The 16,937-nt window shown below is 49.7% G+C and carries 13 protein-coding genes and 3 tRNA genes; 6 read left to right on the plus strand and 10 right to left on the minus strand.

Going from position 1 to position 16,937, the window contains the following annotated elements; genetic code table 11:
- Positions 1-65: 65 nt before the first annotated feature.
- Entirely contained in the window at positions 66-1,205 is a 1,140-nt protein-coding gene (locus tag ACTHSW_RS09425) for a polyamine ABC transporter substrate-binding protein (RefSeq protein ID WP_070461990.1), read from the minus strand.
- A gap of 328 nt (positions 1,206-1,533) precedes the next feature.
- Here ACTHSW_RS09425 and ACTHSW_RS09430 point away from each other — a divergent pair, with 328 nt between their 5' ends.
- On the plus strand, positions 1,534-2,070 hold the full coding sequence (locus tag ACTHSW_RS09430) for an RNA pyrophosphohydrolase (protein ID WP_070461986.1): 537 nt from the start codon (positions 1,534-1,536) through the stop codon (positions 2,068-2,070).
- Between the two features lie 68 nt (positions 2,071-2,138).
- Entirely contained in the window at positions 2,139-4,124 is a 1,986-nt protein-coding gene (gene parE, locus ACTHSW_RS09435) for a DNA topoisomerase IV subunit B (RefSeq protein WP_107811064.1), read from the plus strand.
- Between the two features lie 190 nt (positions 4,125-4,314).
- Here parE and ACTHSW_RS09440 read toward each other — a convergent pair.
- The 4 genes from ACTHSW_RS09440 to ACTHSW_RS09455 all read right to left on the minus strand — a co-directional run bounded on the left by ACTHSW_RS09440 (position 4,315) and on the right by ACTHSW_RS09455 (position 5,876).
- Positions 4,315-4,391 (minus strand) — tRNA-Asp (locus ACTHSW_RS09440).
- 32 nt (positions 4,392-4,423) lie between these two features.
- Positions 4,424-4,499 (minus strand) — tRNA-Val (locus ACTHSW_RS09445).
- Between the two features lie 125 nt (positions 4,500-4,624).
- Positions 4,625-5,218, minus strand: coding sequence for a GTP cyclohydrolase II (gene ribA / locus ACTHSW_RS09450; RefSeq protein WP_063068903.1), 594 nt, complete (start codon positions 5,216-5,218; stop codon positions 4,625-4,627).
- Positions 5,211-5,876 carry a hypothetical protein gene (locus tag ACTHSW_RS09455; RefSeq protein WP_070461982.1) on the minus strand — a complete coding sequence of 222 codons (666 nt, stop codon included), beginning with the start codon at positions 5,874-5,876 and terminating at the stop codon, positions 5,211-5,213. The genes ribA and ACTHSW_RS09455 overlap by 8 nt, the downstream gene beginning before the upstream one ends.
- Positions 5,877-6,038: 162 nt before the next feature.
- Here ACTHSW_RS09455 and ACTHSW_RS09460 point away from each other — a divergent pair.
- Together ACTHSW_RS09460 and ACTHSW_RS09465 are read left to right on the plus strand one after the other, a co-directional pair.
- Positions 6,039-6,123 (plus strand) — tRNA-Leu (locus ACTHSW_RS09460).
- A 123-nt stretch (positions 6,124-6,246) separates the two neighbouring features.
- Positions 6,247-7,587 carry a DUF2868 domain-containing protein gene (locus tag ACTHSW_RS09465; protein ID WP_070461980.1) on the plus strand — a complete coding sequence of 447 codons (1,341 nt, stop codon included), beginning with the start codon at positions 6,247-6,249 and terminating at the stop codon, positions 7,585-7,587.
- Positions 7,588-7,660: 73 nt separating this feature from the next.
- Here the strand turns inward: ACTHSW_RS09465 and ACTHSW_RS09470 are convergent, their stop codons facing one another.
- The 3 genes from ACTHSW_RS09470 to grpE form a co-directional block, all read right to left on the minus strand.
- Positions 7,661-7,879, minus strand: coding sequence for a hypothetical protein (locus tag ACTHSW_RS09470; protein WP_070461978.1), 219 nt, complete (start codon positions 7,877-7,879; stop codon positions 7,661-7,663).
- A gap of 255 nt (positions 7,880-8,134) precedes the next feature.
- On the minus strand, positions 8,135-10,063 hold the full coding sequence (gene dnaK, locus ACTHSW_RS09475) for a molecular chaperone DnaK (protein WP_049348822.1): 1,929 nt from the start codon (positions 10,061-10,063) through the stop codon (positions 8,135-8,137).
- 304 nt (positions 10,064-10,367) lie between these two features.
- On the minus strand, positions 10,368-10,928 hold the full coding sequence (gene grpE, locus ACTHSW_RS09480) for a nucleotide exchange factor GrpE (RefSeq protein WP_070461976.1): 561 nt from the start codon (positions 10,926-10,928) through the stop codon (positions 10,368-10,370).
- Between the two features lie 150 nt (positions 10,929-11,078).
- On the opposite strand from grpE, the gene cysE reads away from it, so the two are divergent.
- On the plus strand, positions 11,079-11,897 hold the full coding sequence (gene cysE, locus ACTHSW_RS09485) for a serine O-acetyltransferase (protein ID WP_070461975.1): 819 nt from the start codon (positions 11,079-11,081) through the stop codon (positions 11,895-11,897).
- 74 nt (positions 11,898-11,971) lie between these two features.
- Here cysE and ACTHSW_RS09490 read toward each other — a convergent pair whose 3' ends face one another.
- A complete protein-coding gene (locus ACTHSW_RS09490) occupies positions 11,972-12,562 on the minus strand; it encodes a tyrosine-protein phosphatase (RefSeq protein ID WP_070461973.1) in 591 nt (196 codons plus the stop codon).
- 127 nt (positions 12,563-12,689) lie between these two features.
- Here ACTHSW_RS09490 and mnmC point away from each other — a divergent pair, with 127 nt between their 5' ends.
- Positions 12,690-14,300 carry an FAD-dependent 5-carboxymethylaminomethyl-2-thiouridine(34) oxidoreductase MnmC gene (gene mnmC / locus ACTHSW_RS09495; protein WP_070461971.1) on the plus strand — a complete coding sequence of 537 codons (1,611 nt, stop codon included), beginning with the start codon at positions 12,690-12,692 and terminating at the stop codon, positions 14,298-14,300.
- Positions 14,301-14,509: 209 nt separating this feature from the next.
- Here mnmC and ACTHSW_RS09500 read toward each other — a convergent pair whose 3' ends face one another.
- Positions 14,510-16,927 (minus strand): TonB-dependent hemoglobin/transferrin/lactoferrin family receptor, encoded by a 2,418-nt coding sequence (locus ACTHSW_RS09500; RefSeq protein WP_070461969.1) that lies wholly within the window; start codon positions 16,925-16,927, stop codon positions 14,510-14,512.
- Positions 16,928-16,937: the final 10 nt, after the last annotated feature.

Here is a 16,937-nt window from a genome sequence, read left to right on the forward strand (position 1 = left end):
TTATAACACTCAGGCCGTCTGAAAAACTGTTTCAGACGGCCTGAGTATTCAAATTTCAATTTTAATTATCGCCCTGCTTTCAAAGCCTGCCATAGGCGAACGCTGAGTTTGCTCGCATCGGTTGACTTGGGAGAGACGATGAAGCTTTTTTCCATCAATTCTTTACTTGGGAAAATCGATTCGTCAGAGGTGTATTTTTCATCCATCAAATCACGCGCTGGACGGCTGGCCGGAGCATAAGTCACATAGTTGCCGTTTTTAGCCGCTGTTTCCGGATTGAGCGTGTGATTGATGTATTTGTGTGCATTGGCCACATTTTGCGCATCACGCGGAATCATCAGCGAATCCACCCAAATACCGACGCCGCTTTTCGGCGCCAATACTTCGACTTCGACGCCGTTTCCGGCTTCTTTGGCACGGGTTTTGGCAATATTAAGGTCACCGCCGTAGCCTACCGATACGCAAAGATTACCGGCAGCCATATCATCGATATAGCCGGATGAGGTAAAGCGTTTGATGTCGGGACGCACTTTTTTCATCATATCGACTGCGGCTTTGATGTCGTCAGGGTTTTCGCTGTTCGGATCTTTGCCCAAATAATGCAAAGCCAAAGGAATCTGCTCGATGGCGCTGTCGAAATAGCTGATGCCGCAGGATTTCAGTTTTTGGGTATATTCAGGGTTAAACACCAAATCCCATTCGTTTTCAGGCAGCTTGTCCGTACCCAAAGCCTTTTGAACCTGCTGTTTGTTAATCGCCAGCGTATTGATGCCCCAGAAATAAGGGACGGCATATTCGTTGCCCGGATCGACGGTTTCCATCATTTTCAACAAATCGGGATCGATATTGGCGTAATCAGGAATTTGCGATTTGTCGATTTTTTGATACGCGCCGGCTTTGATCTGACGGCCGACATTAGCAATAGAAGGTGCAACCAAGTCATAACCCGACTTGCCGGTCAGCAGCTTGGCTTCCAGCGCTTCGTTGCTGTCGTAGTAATCGTAGCGGACGTTGATATGCGTTTTGTTTTCAAACGCAGACAGCGTGGCAGGATCGACATAATCCGACCAGTTGTAGATATTGAGTTTATCGGTTTGGGAAGAGGAAGTTTGAGATGCGGAAGATTCTGCGGCGGTTCCTTGTCCGCCGCTACACGCAGTCAAGACGAGGCTCACGATTGCCGCCGCCATCAAAGATTTTTTCATGGTTTCAGACCTTTTGTTCGGGAGGTAAAAATATTGCAGCGGTGGCAGATGCCACTTACAAAAGGGAAACTGTGGGGGCGGCCGGCATGTGTCCTTTGCCCTTGATTCAGCAAGGTTTGCATTAAACGGCAAAAAGCTTTTGAATGCAAGACCTTAAAGCAGAAAAAAATTTCATTTTTCAGACGGCCTGAAGCTATGGTTTTATTCATAAACAACATTTTTTCAGAAACGGTTTCATGCCGTCTGGAAAAAACTGTGGGCTTATTCAGACGGCCTCAAGATTTGTCAAAACCGCCCAATTTGTGGGAAAATTGCACGATTGAATTTAATGAAGGGCGACCCCGTGTTAGACAGAGAAGGCTATCGCCCCAATGTCGGTATTATCCTGATTAACGAACGTAACGAAGTCTTTTGGGGCAAACGCGTACGCGAACATTCATGGCAGTTTCCGCAAGGCGGCATCAAGCCGGGCGAAAGTCCTGAGACCGCCATGTACCGCGAGTTGTACGAAGAAGTCGGCCTGTTGCCGCAACATGTCAAAATTATCGGCCGCACGCGCGACTGGCTGCGCTATGACGTGCCCAGTCATTGGGTGCGCCGCGAATGGCGCGGTTCGTATCGCGGACAAAAACAGATTTGGTATCTTTTGCGTTTGGTTGGCCGCGACAGCGACGTCAACCTCCGTGCCTGCCATCATCCTGAATTTGACGGCTGGCGCTGGCACCAATACTGGGCGCCGGTTGACGAAGTCATCGACTTCAAGCGCGGCGTGTATTTGGACGCATTGACCGAACTCTCCCGTTTCTTGCGCGGCATAGAAAGCTATGAAGACTTTATCCGTCGCAATCCAATAGAAAACCTATAACCCAAACGCTTTCAGGCCGTCTGAAAGCGTTGTTTTTCATCCTTTCAGACGGCCTTTACATTATTCCTATGGCTAAAAACAATCAATACAGCGAATCCAGCATTACCGTCCTCAAAGGCTTGGAGCCGGTCAAAGAACGTCCCGGCATGTACACCCGTACCGACAGCCCGACCCATATCTGTCAGGAAGTGATTGATAATGCGGCGGACGAGGCGTTGGGTGGTTTTGCAACTGCAATCGACGTGCAAATTCATGAAGACGGTTCGCTTTCCGTCCGTGATAACGGCCGCGGCATTCCCGTCGGCCTACACCCTGAAGAAGGCGTACCCGTAGTCGAACTCGTGTTCACCCGTCTGCACGCAGGCGGCAAGTTCAACAAAAAAGACGGCAGCAGCGCGTATGCCTTTTCAGGCGGTCTGCACGGCGTCGGCGTATCTGTTACCAACGCCCTTTCCACCCGCCTTGAAGTAACGGTCAAACGCGAAGGCAAAGTCCACCGTATCGTCTTTTCCGGTGGCGACGTCATTGAGCCATTGACTGAAGTGGGCAAATGCGCCGTCAAAGACAGCGGCACCGAAGTGCGCGTGTGGCCGGACGGCAAATATTTTGAAAGCCCGAATTACAGCATTCCCGAACTCGAACGCCTGCTGCGCGCCAAAGCTGTTTTACTGCCAGGCGTACGCGTTTCACTGACCCGTCCAGTTAAAGGCGAAAACGAAGCGCACATCCAAACCTGGCACTACCCGGACGGCCTGAAAAGCTATCTGACCGACCTGATTGCTGACGCGCAAGAAGCCGTGCCTATCTTCTCCTGCGAAAACTACATTTCAGACGGCCACAACGGCGATTTCAGCATTGGAGAAGGCGCAGCATTTGCCCTGACTTGGCTGGAAGAAGGCTCATGCGCCAACGAAAGCTATGTCAACCTCATCCCCACCCCACTGGGCGGCACACATGAAGCAGGCTTGAAACAAGCCGTGTTCAACGCAGTCAACAACTTCATCAATCTGCACAACCTCTTGCCGCGCGGCGTGAAAGTGCAAAGCGACGACGTGTTCAGCAAAACTGTCTTCGTCCTCTCCGCCCGCGTCCTCGACCCGCAGTTCCAAGGTCAGACTAAAGACAAACTGACCAACCGCGACGCATTGAAACTTGTTGCCACCGTATCGGGCGACCCTTTGGAATTGTGGCTGAACCAAAACGTGGACTACGGCAAAAAAATCGCCGAACTCGCCATCCGTCAGGCACAAGCACGGATGCGTTCGGTTAAAAAGATTGAAAAGAAAAAAGGCAGCGGTGTCGCTGTCTTGCCCGGTAAGCTGACCGACTGCGAAAGTGAAGACATCCGCGAAAACGAACTCTTCCTCGTCGAAGGCGATTCCGCCGGCGGCTCAGCCAAACTTGCCCGCGACAAAGCCACACAGGCCATCCTACCCCTGCGCGGTAAAGTACTCAACAGCTTTGAAGTTCACCCCGACCAGCTTTTCGGCAACGCCGAAATCCATGATATTTCCGTTGCCATCGGCGTCGATCCACATGGCATCAACGACAATCCCGATTTAAGCGGCCTGCGCTACGGCAAAATTGCCATCCTGTCCGATGCCGATGTGGACGGTTCGCATATTCAGGTTTTGCTGTTGACCCTGTTCTACCGCCACTTCCCGAAACTGGTCGCTGACGGACACATCTACGTCGCCCAGCCTCCGCTATTCCGCGTCGATGTCAACGCACAAGGCAAAAGCAAACCCGCCCGCAAATTCTACGCCCTCGACCAAAACGAACTCGACAGCATTTTGGAGCGACTTCAAAAAGAAGGCGTTAAAGAAACTGCTTATTCCATCAGCCGTTTCAAAGGCTTGGGCGAGATGAACCCCGACCAGCTTAAAGACACCACCATGCACCCCGACACCCGTCGCCTGTTGCAGGTACAAATCCCCGAAGGCGCAGATGACGAAACACGCGACATCTTCGTCAAACTGATGGGAAAAGGCGAAGCCGCCGCCCGCCGCGCATGGATGGAAAAAGAAGGCGATAAGGCAGAATTGGATATTTAATCTATTATTTCAATAGACTAAAGGCCGTCTGAAATTTTAAAAGTTTCAGACGGCCTTTTTTAAAATCATTAGAAATTAAGGTTAAACAGTATTTCAACACTCCGTTACTTACCTGTTTCTATTTTTGCAGCTTAATTGAGTTGTTAAGACAAATAAAAAAGCACTGATATTATCAGTGCTTTTTAAATAATGGCGCGGCGGACGGGGCTCGAACCCGCGACCCCCGGCGTGACAGGCCGGTACTCTAACCAACTGAGCTACCACCGCGCATCCACTGTCAAAGACAATGAAAGGAAACTTGGTGGGTGATGACGGAGTCGAACCGCCGACATTCTGCTTGTAAGGCAGACGCTCTACCAACTGAGCTAATCACCCGATAAGCCGACATTAAATCAAAAAATCAGACCATGCGCAAGGTTTTTATTTAAATAAAAATATATCCCATTGAAAGAATATAGAATATTTTATTTAGCCACAAAAATCACCGTTATGCCTATCCATCAATCAAAAATCAAATGTCCCAATTTATCCGCTTTAGTATGCAGATAACGTTCATTTTCCACATTTTCGCCGACATGTAATGCAATCCGTTCGACCACATTAATGCCGGAATCTTTCAATGTTTGGATTTTTTCAGGATTATTGGTCAACAACTTGACTTCACGAATATGCAGATAATCATAAATCTGCTTAGCCAAAGTAAAGTCGCGTGCATCAACAGGAAGGCCGAGTGCAACATTGGCTTCGACCGTATCCAAGCCCTGATCTTGCAGACGATAAGCACGGATTTTGTTTATCAAACCAATGCCCCTGCCTTCTTGGCGCAAATATACGATAACGCCACGCCCTTCTTTCTGAACGGCCTGCATCGCCGCTTGAAGCTGAGGGCCGCAATCACATTTCACCGAAAATAAAGCATCGCCGGTCAAGCACTCGGAATGAATACGCGACAACACAGGCAGGCCGTCTGAAACATCGCCCATCGTCAATGCGACATGCTCCTGACCACCCTCTTCTTCAAAGCCGTGCATGGTAAATTCGCCCCATTCCGTAGGCAAACGGCATGACGCGACAAACTTCAAGGCGTTACTCATTTTCCGCTTCCTCGCTTTCAGTCACGCCCAAGAGGTTTTTCAAAGGTTCCGCCAAGGCTAATGCAAGGGCAATCCAAGACACCAATACTTCGTCTGGCGCGCCGTCTTTGACATCAAACTCGGCATGCACCACACCTAAAACCGCACCGCTGGGCATACAGACAGGAACAGAAATCTGACTCAAACCGGGATGATTGCGTTCGGCCGACAATTCACCAATTTCCTGCCAATACGCCACATTCTGACAAACATTCATCCAACCGCTTTGCGCCGTACGCACAGCCAAAAAAGCCTGTCCGGCCTGCTCGTCGATTGGAATTACATTTTCCAACGGCACGCCCCAACGGCTCAGTCGAACCAGCGACAACGCGCCATCTTTCGGAAACGCTGTATAAACCGCTGCGCTTTTCAAATGCTCAGTGCGCTCGGCAACCGAATCCAAAGCCATAAAAATCTGTTTCAGCAACAATTCATGTTCGGCATCAACATAATCCACCAACTGCCAACCGTCTTCAGACGGCCACAAAATCGAACGCTCAACCGAAGCATTGCCCATTTTAATCACAGCCTGGGTAGTCAAATAAGCAACATGTATCTCATCCGCAGGCAACTTCAAACCTTGCGTCTGCAAAAAATCTTTAATCAATAAAGCAGGCATCTGCCCTTCCTCACCAAATAGTAAAGTTGAGGCCGTCTGAAAACAAACCCTGCTTTCAGACGGCCAGAATAAACCATTATATAAGGGATAAACCGAAAAATTCAAGCAAACAAGACTTTGCGCCCCCATTAATCTTGTGTATAATCCACGGTTCAAATTAGTGCGGACGTGGCGAAATTGGTAGACGCACCAGATTTAGGTTCTGGCGCCGCAAGGTGTGAGAGTTCGAGTCTCTCCGTCCGCACCACACTAAAAATGAGCAGCTTTCGGGCTGCTTTTTTTACATCTATTCCACTACTATACACCCCATTCGAAATCGAAACTGCTTTTACAGCTGTTTCCATTGTATCTTTCAGACGGCCTATCATTTATGTTGAATCCATCGCAAAAACTTGTCGAATTGGTCCGTATCCTTGAAGAACGTGCCTATATTTTTCCGGGAGATCCTGTGCAGGCGACGGAAGCGTTGCGACATATTGACGGCGGCAATGAGGAAAAACTGATACGCCGCGCTCAAATTATCGACCGCGACAAGCATTTGAAATATGTGTTGCAACAGGTGGAGACAGGCTCGTTTTGGCTTTGGATTGTTGCGGCGACGTTGTTGTTTACGGTCGGTTTTTCCAGCACTTATCTTTTGATGGACAATCAGGGACTGAACTTTTTTCTGGTGTTGGCCGGGATTTTGGGCATGAATACGGTCATGCTGCTGGTGTGGCTGGCGACTTTATTCCTGCGTTTGAAAAATGTGCACTTTATCAGCAGTCCGGCAACTTGGTTCCGTGGAAAGGACCCGGTTAATCAGGCAATTTTGCGGCTTTATATGAACGAATGGCGCAAACCGCAAACGCGTTGGCTGATTGGCGCAACCTCACACAGTCTGTGGCTTTGTACGCTGTCGGGAATGTTGGTTTCTGTTTTGCTGCTGCTTTTGGTGCGTCAATATACGTTCAACTGGGAAAGTACGCTTTTAAGCAATACGGCATTGGTGAAAACGGTTGAGGCTTTGTCATGGCTGCCGGAACGTTTGGGCTTTCCTGTTCCCGACAGTCAGGCCGTAATTGCAGGCCGTCTGAACAATCATATCGAAGATGCACGCGCTTGGGCGGGTTTACTCATCGGCAGCATTGTCTGCTATGGTATTCTGCCGCGCTTGCTTGCTTGGCTGGCTTGCAAGATTACTTTAAAAACCCTTCGCGAACGTTTGGATCTGAATCAGCCCTACTATCAAAACATTCTCCGCACATGGCAGACGAAGATTGTTGATGCCGATGATTTTCAGGAGAACATCGTTCCCGTTTCATCTAAAATTACGCTGAACAATGCGCCCAAATGGGCTGTTACTCTGGAAACGGAATGGCCTGAGCCGCTTTGGTTTTCCGGCGTTTTGGCGCAAGAGTGGGTAGACAAAGGCGTAGTCGCCGGCAGAAAAGATTTGGAACAATTGGAAGCCGAATTGAAACAAACTCCGGCGCAACTTCTCATCGGCGTACGCACGCAAACTGTTCCCGATCGCGGCATTCTGCGTCAAATCAGCCGCTTGGCCGAAGCCACGGATGGCGGCGTTATCATTCAACTTTTGAATCAAGACAGTTTCTCTGAAGATTTGGATACCAAACTAGATTACTGGCGCGATGCGCTGGCAGAAAGAAACATTGCCTGGCTGGAGCCGACCCGTTTGGCACAAGAAAAACGTCAAAGCGCTATTTGACAGATAAACCGAAGGCCATCTGAAAACTGATGTTTGGGTTTCAGACGGCCTTATATATTGTTGAGGATTCATCTTAATGAGGTTCGTGGCGATGCTCTTGATGATGTTTGGGCTTGGCTACGTGGTGTTTGGCTTTAGGTGCAGGTTTTTTCATTTTTTGCGGTTTGGCTTTTTTGTGCATACGCTCTTGTTTCGGATGCATTTCATGTTTGCCGTGTGCAGAAGCGACTGGAGCCAATACCAAACCGGCAGCGGCAACCATCAAAGAGGTCATTTGAATCAGTTTTTTCATATTTATCTTCTTTCAAGAGGTTGATTTGAGGTAAAAATAAGCATTTATTCGCACTCAAGCGATGGGGCTTTGACTGTCAGCTGCTGTCAGCATTCGGCGAAATCTGTTCAAAATTCGACAATAGAAATATGGTAACACGATGATGTAGCAAGGTTTTGAAAGTTTACCGTCAATTTTGACAAAGCGTCTTTACACATTCCCCAAACAATAAAAAGCGCGAACCTTTCGATTCGCGCTTTTTTCAGACGGCATCAATTATTTTTTGTCATCTTTTACTTCTTCAAAGTCGGCATCTACAACGTCGTCGTCTTTCTTAGCAGAAGACTCGGCTTGTGCGCCCTCGCCTGCTTGTGCTTCGGCTTGCGCTTGAGCGTAAACCATTTCGCCCAGTTTTTGGCTGGCTGTACCCAAAGCTTCGGCTTTAGCATCGATAGCGGCTTTGTCGTCGCCTTTAACGGCTTCTTCAGCTTCTTTCAACGCAGCTTCGATTTTTTCTTTCTCAGCCGCGTCGAGTTTGTCGCCGTAGTCGGCCAAAGATTTTTTCACGGAGTGAATCAGGGCTTCGGCTTGGTTGCGTGAAGCGACCAATTCAGTCAGTTTTTTATCTTCTTCAGCGTTGGCTTCGGCGTCTTTCACCATGCGTTCGATTTCTTCTTCGCTCAAACCGGAAGAACCTTGGATGGTGATGTTGGCGGCTTTGCCGGTGCCTTTGTCTTTGGCAGAAACGTGCAAGATACCGTTGGCGTCGATGTCGAAAGTAACTTCAATTTGTGGCATACCGCGTGGTGCAGGTGCGATGTCGGTCAAGTTGAACTGACCCAAAGACTTGTTGGCAGAAGCGCGTTCGCGTTCGCCTTGCAGCACATGGATGGTTACAGCGCTTTGGTTGTCTTCGGCAGTAGAGAACACTTGAGACGCTTTAGTCGGAATAGTAGTGTTCTTTTGAATCAGCTTGGTCATCACGCCGCCCATGGTTTCGATACCCAAAGACAGAGGCGTTACGTCCAGCAGCAATACGTCGCTGCGGCCGCCGCTCAATACTTCGCCTTGAATCGCTGCGCCAACGGCAACGGCTTCGTCAGGGTTCACGTCTTTGCGAGGCTCTTTGCCGAAGAAGTCTCGAACGGCTTCTTGTACTTTCGGCATACGGGACTGACCGCCGACCAAAATCACGTCGTCGATGTCGCTGGTGCTCAAGCCGGCATCTTTCAATGCGATTTTGCAAGGCTCGATAGAACGTTGGATCAAATCTTCAACCAGGCTTTCGAATTTGGCACGGGTAATTTTCATGGCCAAGTGTTTCGGACCGGTTGCGTCCATAGTAATGTACGGCAGGTTGATTTCGGTTTGCTGACCGCTGGACAATTCGATTTTGGCTTTCTCGGCAGCTTCTTTCAGGCGTTGCAGAGCCATGACGTCTTGTTTCAAATCAATGCCTTGTTCTTTTTTGAACTCGTCAATGATGTAGTCGATCAAGCGTTGGTCGAAGTCTTCACCGCCCAAGAAGGTGTCGCCGTTGGTGGCCAATACTTCGAATTGTTTGTCGCCGTCGATGTTGGCGATTTCGATGATGGAAATATCGAAAGTACCGCCACCCAAGTCATACACGGCAATTTTACGGTCTTTGCTGTCGCCTTTGTCCATACCGAATGCCAAAGCGGCTGCGGTCGGTTCGTTGATGATGCGTTTTACTTCCAAACCTGCGATACGGCCTGCGTCTTTAGTCGCTTGACGTTGGCTGTCGTTGAAGTAGGCAGGAACGGTAATCACGGCTTCGGTTACTTTTTCGCCCAAGTAAGCTTCGGCTGCTTCTTTCATTTTACGCAAAACTTCTGCGGAAATTTGAGGAGGAGACAGCTCTTTGCCTTGTGCTTTCACCCATGCATCGCCGTTGTTGGCTTTGATGATTTCGAAAGGCATAGATTCGATGTCGCGTTGTACTTCTTTGTCTTCAAATTTGTGGCCGATCAAACGTTTGGCGGCGTAGATAGTGTTTTTAGCGTTGGTTACTGCTTGGCGTTTTGCAGGCGCGCCGACGAGGATTTCGCCGCCGTCCAAATAAGCGATAACGGAAGGAGTGGTGCGTGCACCTTCTGCATTTTCGATCACTTTGGTTTGACCGTTTTCAGAAATGGCCAAACAAGAGTTGGTTGTACCTAAGTCAATACCGATTACTTTTGCCATATTATATTGCTCCTAATAAATAAACTTTTCTAAATTAATAATCCTGTGGAACATTTCGTTCCGATGGCTTGTAAATAAGGTTGCTTCATTTTTTTTCAAGGCTTAATTTGAATTTTTTTTTAAATTAAATTCAAGTACTTGATTTATTTATCCACAAGCCGTTTATTCTTTTTTCAGATGGCCGGCTTTAATTTTCCGATTCCGGTTTATCGGAATGATTTTCCAATAGCGGAACATCGGGCTTTGAAACCAGATAAGGCCGTCTGAAGATTTTATGCTTGATAAACTTTATCAAGCGGTGCCTTCAATCTTCTTTTTTCGCCACGACAACCATCGCAGGACGCAGCACGCGGTCGGATAATGTGTAACCTTTTTTCATCACACTGACGATGGTATTCGGCTCTTGCTCGCTGACGACTGCCTGCATCGCTTGATGTTGGTGCGGATCGAGTTTGTCACCCGGCTGTGGGTTGATTTCTTTAATGTGTGTGGCATCAAATGCTTTTTGCAGCTCGTTCAAAGTCATTTGCACGCCCATTTTCAGTGCATCGAAATTGCCGCTTTGGTCCAGCAGCGCCATTTCGAGATAATCTTTAACCGGCAACATTTCGGCCGCAAATTTTTGTCCGGCAAATTTATGGGTATCGGCGATTTCCTGCTGATGGCGGCGACGTAGGTTTTGCTCGTTTGCCAGACCGCGTAATTCGCTGTCTTTGAGCTGGCCTTCCAACTCGGCAATACGCGCCTGAAGCTCTTCGTAAGTCGGTTCTGCTTGTTCGGTTTCAACCGCTTCAGCAGTTTCTACGGCTGCCGCTTCTTCTGCTTCGTGTTGATGTTGTTCGTTATGCTCCGTCATTTCTGACATCCTTTTAGCGTGTTGATATTCGATGTTTCATATATAAGGCCGTCTGAAAAAACTTCAAGCATTTGAACGTCGATTATCAAATACCTTGTTAAAAGACGTTGGAAAACGGTAAGATAGCCATCTGATTTTATTCTTCAGACGGCCTCGAATATGAAAAAAGACCATTTGAATTCAACCGATTTTAATCTGTGGCACACCATCCGCGAAGAAACCGAAGCGGCCGCCGCGGCCGAACCGATGCTGGCAAGCTTCCTGCATCAAACCGTGTTGCGCCACGATTCGCTCGATTCGGTACTTGCCTACCATCTTTCCAGCAAACTCGGCAGCCCGATTATGGATGTGCGCGCGCTGTTTGAAATCTATCAGCAGGCTTTGAGCGTGGACACCCGTATCAGCAAATGCGTCGAGGCCGACTTGAAAGCCATTTACGAGCGCGACCCGGCTTGTGATGAATATTCGCTGCCGCTGTTGTATTTCAAAGGTTTCCACGCCGTACAGGCGCACCGCATCAACCACTGGCTCTATCAAAACGACCGCAAAACGCTGGCGTATTTCCTGCAAAACCGCATGTCGGAAGTCTTCGGTGTCGACATTCACCCTGCCGCCCGTTTCGGTCACGGTTTGATGCTCGACCATGCCACCGGTTTTGTGGCCGGCGAAACCGCTGTCTTGGGCAACAATATTTCCATCCTCCACGGTGTAACGCTGGGCGGTTCGGGCAAAGAAAGCGGCGACCGCCACCCGAAAATCGGCAATGGCGTGATGATTGGTGCGAATGCTTCGATTTTGGGCAACATCCGCATCGGCGAAAATGCCAAAATCGGCGCAGGCAGCGTGGTGGTTGCCGACGTACCGTCTTCGATTACCGTTGTCGGCGTACCGGCCAAACCTGTCGGCCGCTCTTCCAAAACTCCGTCTGCCGATATGGATCAAAGCATTCAATTATCGACTACGGATTTTGTGATTTAAGTTATCTGCCATTAAAAAAGGCCGTCTGAAAAAACAAATCTTTCAGACGGCCTTTTATGATTTAAATCTTGGTATTAATCGCGTTTGCGCAAGGCTTCCAAGTGCATTTTAACCTGCTTGACTTTCTCTTCGGTAAACAGGTTGGCAATGTTTTTCCAAATGCTGTGATAACCGTAAGGACCATGTTGCATTTCGGCTTTTGCCTCCTCCACCGACCAGCCTTGATAAATAATGCGGTACATTCCGGCAATCAAACCGGTACGGTCCGCACCGTGATAACAATGGATAAGCACTGCGCCGTTTTGCTGTTGTTTTTCAATCAGGTATAGGATTTCCGCAATCTCTTTCGGCTTAATGCTCCATGACAGCAACGGACGGTTTAGCAAGGTCAAACCATGCTCTTTCAAATGGTCATCATCGTTGCGGTCAAAAAAGCGCAAGTTGATCACGCTTTGAATGCCCAGCTTGACGATGGCTTCGCCATCTTCGGCAACAGGCTGCTCGCTGCGGTAAAGCTTGTCGTCAATACGATAAAGGTTGGCATCGTGTTTGACGGGGGTTGCCCAGCGTTCGGACTGAACGGCTTTGCTGCCGTTATCCGGCGACGCGGACGAGCAAGCGATGGGCAAGCCGGAAGCGAGAAGGCACAATAAAAGACGGCGCATAAAATTCCTGTATGAAAATCAATTGAAAATCAAAATATCATGCGATTCTATCAAAACCCGTTCGGATATTCTATCCGCGCAAACCGCGTTACAATAAAGCCTCTTTTTTTTCAGACGGCCTTTCATCATGACCTGCCTTGCTTGGAACACCACACCTTCCCTTGCTGCCCTTTGCCGCGCCATCGAACAACATAGCGCGCCGCTTTATTTGATTGTCTGCCTGCCTGAAAACCGTATTCCCGATTTTCCATTATCGAATCAGCCATCCGAGCTTGAAGGCCGTCTGAATAACCGCCTCGTTCAAGCCATGAAATGTCTTCAGTTCAACAGCGTCAATGTTTTGGAAAATCTCTTGCCTGACGTGCACCTTTGGCTGGCTCCACTACACCGCGCCAACCACTTACACGAACATTTCCATCATATCGAATGGCAAACCGAAGCCATACCCCAATCCGCCCCAACTCCCCTAAAACCTTGGTTCAGACGGCCTGAACATCAAGCCGCGCCCGAACACGTCCTGATTATCGGTGCAGGTATTGCCGGCGCAGCGACCGCGCGCAAACTGGCTGGACACGGCATACGCGTTACGGTTTTGGAGGCAGGCAAAGCGGCGCAGGCAGGCAGCGGCAACCGACAAGGCTTGCTCTACGCCAAAATCTCGCCACACGATACCGAACAAACCGAGCTGCTGTTGACAGGCTACGGCTACACGCGCCGATTGCTGGAAGACTTGCTGACCAACTCCGACGTATGGGGCGGCGACGGCGTATTGCATTTGAATTTTGACGACAGCGAACGCAAACGCAATCAGGCCTTAGGTTTGCAACACCAGCATAAACACCTCTACCGCAGCGTATCCGCCGAAGAAGCTGCGCACATTGCAGGCATGGACGTATTTTCAGACGGCCTTTACTGGCCGCAAGGCGTATGGATGAATCCGCCCGCCATCGTGCATACCTTATTGAATCATCCGCTGATTGAGTTGCACGAACACTCGCCGCTGACCGCCGTATCGCATGACGGTACACAATGGACGGTACACACGCCGGACGCGCATTTCAATGCCAGCCATATCGTTTACTGTATGGGCGCGCACAGCCCGACTGCCGCCGACACCAACGTCTCCGCCCTGCCTTTCCGCCAAATCCGCGGACAAACCGGCGTTGTGTCCGCCAGCCCGTTTTCACAAAAACTGCGTTGCGCCATTTCCGGCGAAAGCTACATCAGCCCGAGCTGGCAAGGCCGCCACTGCTACGGCGCGACATTTATCCTCAACAGCAACGATGAAACTTGGTATCCGTACGAAGAAACCAAAAACCGCGCCGCCCTGCAACAGCTCAATCCGCCATTGGCACAATCCCTGTTTGAGCAAGATTCGTTTTCAGACGGCCTTCAAGACACACAAGGCCATGCCGCCCTGCGTTGCGACAGCCTAGACCATTTGCCCGTTGTCGGCGCACTCGGCGACATCGCCGCCATGCAGTCTGCCTATGCCAAACTGGCATTAGACAAAAACTACCGCCTCGACAGTATCCCCTGCCCTTACCTGCCTAATGCCTACATCAATACGGCACACGGCACACGCGGCCTGGCGACAGCCCCCATCTGCGCCGCCTCCATTGCGGCCGAAATACTCGGCTTGCCGCATCCGCTATCGCAAAGGCTGAGAACCGCGCTGCACCCCAACCGCGCCATCATCCGCGCGATTGTTCGGCAGTATCCGTTGTTGTCCGTTTAAAATTTTCGTTTTAAATAAAAAAGGCCGTCTGAAAGTCATCAAAACTTTCAGACGGCCTTTAGCTATCCGTTAACTGCTTAGAATTTCCATTCCAGCGATACAGCGTAATTGCGGCCTGGGGCGCGATAGCGGTCTAAGCCTTTGCCATCGCGGTCAACCCCGTTGGTGGTGCTGTAGCTGTACCAACCTTCCTTTCTGTTCTAATTACCTTAGAACTTAGCTTCAAGTGTAAAGTTGTAACTTCTTCCTGGTGAAGAGAAACGCTCTATACCTGCATGTGTCTTATTATCAACACGATTAACTGTACCAAATTCGCGGATGCTGCGCAGCGATTCCCAAGTATAGTATTTTTTGTTGCCGATGTTGTACGCACCGGCGCGCAGGGTGAAGTATTTGCCCAAGTTGACGTAGCCTGTCAGGTCGAAAAGCGTATAGGCTTTGCTGTGCTTGGCAAATGGCCATGGGTTGTTCAAATCATCACTGCTGTGAACGGTGTCAGACGGTTTTTTAGCTGCGGTGTGTGTCAGGTACGCATTGATACCCCAGCGTTTGGAGGGAGCATCGTAGCCCAAATTGTAAACGGCAGACCACGGGGAAAGGGCGTTAATCGGGGTTTCCTGTCCGTTGGTTTGTTTGGCTTTGCCTTTGATGTAGCTGACATTAACACCTGCGTGCGTGCCTTGCGGCAAACCGATGCTGTCAAGGTTCCATGTGCCGTTAAATTCCAAACCTTTCACCCATGCGGAGGAACGGTTTTGGTTTTGCCAAACGGGTGAGCTGACCAATGCGGTACCGTCGGAAATCGGTGCATAATTAGGGCTGTTGGGGTTGTCTGAGGACACGCCCATGTAGGTCAGTTCGATAAAGTTGCGGTAGCGGGTTTGGAAGCCGGAGAGTTTAAAGTTTCCGGCTTTGCCACTGCCGGCAAGTCCCAGTTCGAAGTTTTTGGCGGTTTCTGCCTTAAGGTTAGGGTTTGCTTTAAGGTAGAAGTCAGGATGCGGGAACAATAGCCAGGTTTCGTCTGAAGTCGGCGCGCGGAAGCCAGTGCTATATTTTGCCAAAAGATTCAGACGCGGCGTGAATTTCCAGTCTAATCCTAAACCGTAGCTGAAACCGCTGTGTTTACGCTCGCTGCCAAGATAGGGGATTTGACCGCGGATGGCAGGGGTATAGTTGGGGTTGTCCTTGGCTTTGCTGCTGCTGTTGTCGTAGCGAACCCCGGCATTGAGGCGGTATTGGCTGCTGTCGCCGAATTGGAAGGTGTTGTTCCAGTAGGCAAAACGGTTTTTGGACGAGCTTTCGACCAGCATAGTCAATTCTTGGTTGTTGGACGTTTGGTATTTCGGGTCATATAGGCGTACCCAATAGCTATGGTCGCTATTACCGTTATCGTTTTTGGAGCCACCTAATCCGTATTGCATTGCCCATACCGATTTGGAGAAGTCGATTTGTTTTTCGGCATCGGCACCGAATTGGGTATTTTTTTGACGGATGTTGCGGAACATATGGTACACGTCGCTGTTGACACCGTTACGGCCATAATCCGTCGGCAAGTCCCAGGTCCAAGTGCTCATGTCGATGGTTTGACGGTCGTAACGCAGGTTGAGGTTGTCCCATGGTCCTTTGTCAAGTTGGTTTTTGTATTCGAAACCGATGCGTTTGCGGTAGGAAATATCTTGACGGGAACGGGTGTCGCCCAGTGCGTCGCCTTTCCAGTCTGCCGCCCACATATTGGACAATTCAATCGTCGTGCGGTCGGTGCGTGAATCTTCGTAAATCCAGCCGATACGGTTTTTATCGTTGAAGTTGTAACCCAGTTTGAACAGGGTGCTTTTGTTTTCCCAGTCTTGAGGGTCAGGTTTGCTGCGCGCTACACCGCGGCTGCCGTAGTTGGTCATACCAGCATTCGGACTCCAGCTTTGTTTGTTGTCAGTGATGACGGTATCGGCAGCGTCGCTGTTGTTTTTGGTTTCTTTACCGAAACGGCGGGTGTAGACCATCAATGCGTCCAGACCCAACCAGGTTCCTGCGGCGGTTATGCTGCTGAATTTTTGGCTGTTGCGTCCGATATAGCCGCCTTTAATGCCTAAGTGGTAGGGTTTTTCTTCGGAAACATAGTCGCTTGCGGATTTGGTTTTGTAGTTGACGGCACCGCCCAATGCGCCGCTGCCGGATTTAAGCGAGTCCGCGCCTTTGTTAAGGGTTACTTCCGAAAAGTTTTCGGGTTCGGACGTGTTGCGGTTTGCATTGAAGTTGCCGTATGCACCGAACAACTCTTGAAACGCTTCAGACGACCTGCTTTCTGCTTGTGCCAGTCCGTCCACGTTGATGGCAACGCGGTCTTTATCGACACCGCGTATGGTAAAGCCGTTGGAACCGGAACGTCCGCCTTCAACGACGCTGATGCCCGGATCGTAACGCACCAAGTCGCTTTCATCGGAGACCATTTGTTTATCCAAAACCTGACGGCGGATTTTCTCTTCACCGAGTTTTTGTACTTTGCGGCCGCCAATGACTTTGACTTCATTCAACTCCTGATAAGCTTGAGGAATAGGATCGGCCGCTAAGGCAGGGAAAGTTTGGCTGACAATAGCTGCCAGCAGTACAGGTTTAAAATGGAAGGACATTTTTTGCCTC

Origin of the sequence: Neisseria sp. P0008.S004 (assembly GCF_051962755.1) — a bacterium.
GTDB lineage: Bacteria > Pseudomonadota > Gammaproteobacteria > Burkholderiales > Neisseriaceae > Neisseria > Neisseria subflava_A.

Coding starts and splice junctions, on each gene's coding strand:
- ACTHSW_RS09425 (WP_070461990.1), bottom strand. CDS start 1,205: ATGAAAAAATCTTTGATGGCGGCGGCAATCGTGAGCCTCGTCTTGACT.
- ACTHSW_RS09430 (WP_070461986.1), top strand. CDS start 1,534: ATGAAGGGCGACCCCGTGTTAGACAGAGAAGGCTATCGCCCCAATGTC.
- parE (WP_107811064.1), top strand. CDS start 2,139: ATGGCTAAAAACAATCAATACAGCGAATCCAGCATTACCGTCCTCAAA.
- ribA (WP_063068903.1), bottom strand. CDS start 5,218: ATGAGTAACGCCTTGAAGTTTGTCGCGTCATGCCGTTTGCCTACGGAA.
- ACTHSW_RS09455 (WP_070461982.1), bottom strand. CDS start 5,876: ATGCCTGCTTTATTGATTAAAGATTTTTTGCAGACGCAAGGTTTGAAG.
- ACTHSW_RS09465 (WP_070461980.1), top strand. CDS start 6,247: ATGTTGAATCCATCGCAAAAACTTGTCGAATTGGTCCGTATCCTTGAA.
- ACTHSW_RS09470 (WP_070461978.1), bottom strand. CDS start 7,879: ATGAAAAAACTGATTCAAATGACCTCTTTGATGGTTGCCGCTGCCGGT.
- dnaK (WP_049348822.1), bottom strand. CDS start 10,063: ATGGCAAAAGTAATCGGTATTGACTTAGGTACAACCAACTCTTGTTTG.
- grpE (WP_070461976.1), bottom strand. CDS start 10,928: ATGTCAGAAATGACGGAGCATAACGAACAACATCAACACGAAGCAGAA.
- cysE (WP_070461975.1), top strand. CDS start 11,079: ATGAAAAAAGACCATTTGAATTCAACCGATTTTAATCTGTGGCACACC.
- ACTHSW_RS09490 (WP_070461973.1), bottom strand. CDS start 12,562: ATGCGCCGTCTTTTATTGTGCCTTCTCGCTTCCGGCTTGCCCATCGCT.
- mnmC (WP_070461971.1), top strand. CDS start 12,690: ATGACCTGCCTTGCTTGGAACACCACACCTTCCCTTGCTGCCCTTTGC.
- ACTHSW_RS09500 (WP_070461969.1), bottom strand. CDS start 16,927: ATGTCCTTCCATTTTAAACCTGTACTGCTGGCAGCTATTGTCAGCCAA.